At 56.1% G+C, this 3,666-nt stretch carries 2 protein-coding genes; one reads left to right on the plus strand and one right to left on the minus strand.

Annotated elements, in window-relative coordinates; all coding sequences use genetic code 11:
- Positions 1–33 precede the first annotated feature (33 nt).
- Complete coding sequence (locus LZ634_RS21120) at positions 34–2,931, minus strand: Tn3-like element Tn5403 family transposase (protein WP_001553819.1); 2,898 nt, start codon at positions 2,929–2,931, stop codon at positions 34–36.
- Between the two features lie 94 nt (positions 2,932–3,025).
- On the opposite strand from LZ634_RS21120, the gene LZ634_RS21125 reads away from it, so the two are divergent.
- Complete coding sequence (locus LZ634_RS21125) at positions 3,026–3,631, plus strand: recombinase family protein (protein ID WP_000509966.1); 606 nt, start codon at positions 3,026–3,028, stop codon at positions 3,629–3,631.
- The last annotated feature ends 35 nt before the right edge of the window (positions 3,632–3,666 follow it).

The following is a 3,666-nucleotide window of genomic DNA, read 5'->3' on the forward strand; positions in this document are numbered from 1 at the left end:
GGGGTCGGTTCCGGCTGAGGGCGAAATGACACCCTAAGCTTTCGGTTCCTTGGGCCAAAGATATTCGCCAGTCAGTAGAATGTGCGCCCAGCCCAATGGGGATATGTGGGGAAGAAATTCAGGGGGAACATCCAACCCTTCGTTCCGCCGCTCCGTGACGGCATGACCAAGATGGACGGTATTCCAGTAAATGATCACCGCAGTCAATAAATTGAGCCCAGCGATTCGGTAGTGCTGCCCCTCTGTCGTGCGATCGCGAATTTCCCCCTGCCTCCCGATACGGAGCGCATTTTTGAGCGCATGGTGGGCCTCTCCCTTGTTAAGACCGATCTGAGCACGCCGCTGCATGTCCGTATCCAGGATCCACTCAATAATGAAAAGGGTCCGTTCAATACGACCAACTTCACGAAGCGCAACTGCAAGGTTGTTTTGTCGTGGGTAAGAAGCGAGCTTGCGCAGGAGTTGGCTGGGCCTGATTTTGCCAGCGGTCATCGTCGCGGCACAACGGAAAATATCAGGCCAGTTCGCAACGATAAGATCCTCCCGGGCTTTTCCACCTACCAACTTGCGTAACTCCCTGGGGGTCGTATCGGGATTAAATACGTACAACCGCTTCGATGGCAGATCCCTGATTCGCAGAACGAGATTGTAGCCGAGCAGGCTACTGGCTCCGAACAAATGGTCGGTGAATCCTGCTGTATCGGCATACTGTTCGCGAACATGGCGACCGACCTCGTTCATCAGTAGTCCATCGAGAATATACGGTGCCTCGCTCACGGTCGCCGGGATCGACTGACAAGCGAATGGCGCGAACTGGTCGCTTACGTGAGTATACGCTTTGAGGCCGGGAACAGAACCATATTTGGCATTGACCATGTTCATGGCTTCGCCATGCCGCGCTGTCGGGAAAAACTGACCATCGCTCGATGCTGACGTGCCCATCCCCCAGACGCGTGACATCGGCAGTTTACCCTGCGCGGCCACCACAATTGCCAATGCCTGGTTCATGGCTTCGCTTTCAACATGCCAGCGGGCAAGGCGTGAGAGCTGCCAGTAATCATGCGTGTTTGTAGCTTCCGCCATCTTACGCAGGCCCAGATTGAGCCCTTCAGCGAGCAGGACGTTGAGCAGACCGATCCGGTCGCGACATGGAGCCCCGGTTCTCAGATGGGTAAACGCATCTGTGAAACCAAGGGCTGCATCAACTTCAAGCAGCATGTCGGTAATCCGAACGGACGGCATTCGGCGATACAGATCCAGTATGAGTGCCTCGGCACCATCCGGCACGTCTGCTGTCAACCTGTCGATCCGCAACGTTCCATCTTCTATGCTACCGTGCGGAATAGTGCCGTTACGGGCAGCCCGGGCCAGCCGCTTAAGAGCGATCGTGAGTCGCGCCTTTCTGTCTGCCAGCCAATCCTGTGGGTTGGAAGGCACGGCCAGTTTTGCATTTTCCTGCGCCGCGATCATCGGCACCAGTACCTGCTTGAGGTCACCATAGCGGCGCGAATGAGCGAGCCAGACATCTCCGGAACGAAAAGCATCCCGGAGGTGAAAGAGTACCGCCACTTCCCAAAGACGGGTATCTCCTTTTTCCTGAGCTCGTAAATGACGGTTCCATTTGGAGCTGGGCCGCAGGAAACGCCTTTCTGGCGATGCAACACCTTTCATCTCTCCGATCGACAAAGCTGCTGCTACCAATGGTCCGGCGACCGGCGCGGCTTCGAGCTTCAGACAGCGCAACATGCGGGGCGCATAACGACGAAAGCGATGGTATCCCTGCCCGACATATGCAAGAGGCTCATCGGCTAGCGTGTTGCTGAGTTGAGTCCCTGTCGCTACCAGTTGAGCGAGCCGGTCCCATGCAACCGAACTGGCGACAGCCATCTCCAGCGGGGTTCCGTCACTGCGGGCCTCAAGCAACGAAGCTCCCAGCGCGGTGAAGGTACGGATCGTATCCGTGAGTGTGGCTTTAGAGCCGGAAATTGTTTCGTCATGCTGGCGCTTCGCTTCCCGCCAGGTTTTTCCTACGATCCTGTCATGGGTTTCGACTATGGCATCAGCAATCGCCGCTTCCCACTCCACAACACAGACGGCAAGGATCGCCCAGCGGCGGTCCGAAGTGATGTCACGCAAACCGTCGGTGAAGTAGCGTTCACCCTGCCGACGCAGCCGGGCAATGCGATGGGCAGGTATGCTGGCCAAAGCACTATGATTGATATTCAGGGTACGCAGAAATTCGAGCCTGTCGAGCAAACGGTTAGCAGCAGCCGAGTTGTTACCAACCTCGAAGTTGCGAAGCCAGATGAAACGACTGATATTGCCGGCGAGCATTTCACTCAGAAGTTTGTCCAGGTGATCGCGAACATCCGCTGTTAAATTTTCCGCAATCCGCGTTTCAATCCGCCGCTCAGCGGCGACCAGAGCATCCGCGCACAAGCGCTCGATTGTCGATACTGCGGGCAGAATGGTGGAAGTTTCCCGACACCGCACAATAAAACGATGAGCAAGATCCTCGTTTGATCTGGCATCTTCGGCCTGGCCGAAAGTCCACTCCCGCAGATCACGGGCACCACGGCCCGTGAAGGTCTTGTAGCCGTAAATTTCGCGCAGCGTGTCCATGTGCTGCTGACGGGTTTGGCGCCGTGTGGCATAAGTGAGAAGCGCATCAGCCGGAACTCCAAGCTGAGCACCGACGAAGGAAAGGACTTCACGCGGGATCATCTCACCAGGAGCCAGTGCACGGCCCGGATATCGTAAGGCACAAAGTTGCAGGGCAAAGCCAATCCTGTTTTCCGGTCTGCGGCGCTGCCTAATGTTTTCCAGGTCATCATCGCCCAGCGTGTAGAACTTCAGTAGCGACAGTTCGTCCGTGGGCAGATCGAACAGCGCTGCTCGCTGCCGTTCGGTGAAAATATGGCGTCGTGACATACAAATTCGTCCCTTTTGAAGTATAGTCTGTTTTGGACAACAGCCAGCCCATATAAATCAGGGCGTTCCGATACAAAAATCCAGGAGGGTTCAATTGGGACATCGTGCCGCCATTTACTGCCGGGTTTCAACAGCGGATCAGTCTTGTGAACGCCAGGAATTTGATCTGCGAGCCTTCGCCGGCCGTGCCGGCTACGACGTGGTGGGAATATTTAAGGAAACAGGTTCAGGAACTAAACTCGACCGGGCCGAGCGAAAGAAAGTCCTGGCGCTTGCCCAGTCCAGACAAATTGATGCAATCCTGGTCACTGAGCTTTCCCGGTGGGGGCGCTCGACGCTCGATCTGCTCAATACGCTACGTGAACTGGAGAACTGGAAGGTTTCCGTGATAGCCATGAATGGAATGGCGTTCGATCTTTCGTCGCCGTATGGACGAATGCTGGCGACGTTTCTTTCCGGCATTGCGGAGTTTGAGCGGGATCTCATCAGCGAGCGGGTCAAGTCAGGCCTTGCTGTTGCGAAGGCACGTGGTAAGAGGCTTGGTCGTCAGGCCGGAGTGCGACCAAAATCAGACCGACTTTTGCCTAAGGTGGTTGCGATGAGGGCCGAGGGACGCAGCTATCGCTGGATCGCACGCGAGCTCGGTATCAGCAAGAATACCGTCGCTGACATCGTGCAACGACACAGAGCTAACGCTTAGGGTGTCATTTCGCCCTCAGCCGGAACCGACCCCTT

This window comes from Kluyvera intermedia, from assembly GCF_021440345.1.
Lineage (GTDB): Bacteria > Pseudomonadota > Gammaproteobacteria > Enterobacterales > Enterobacteriaceae > Kluyvera > Kluyvera intermedia_A.

Coding starts and splice junctions, on each gene's coding strand:
- LZ634_RS21120 (WP_001553819.1), bottom strand. CDS start 2,931: ATGTCACGACGCCATATTTTCACCGAACGGCAGCGAGCAGCGCTGTTC.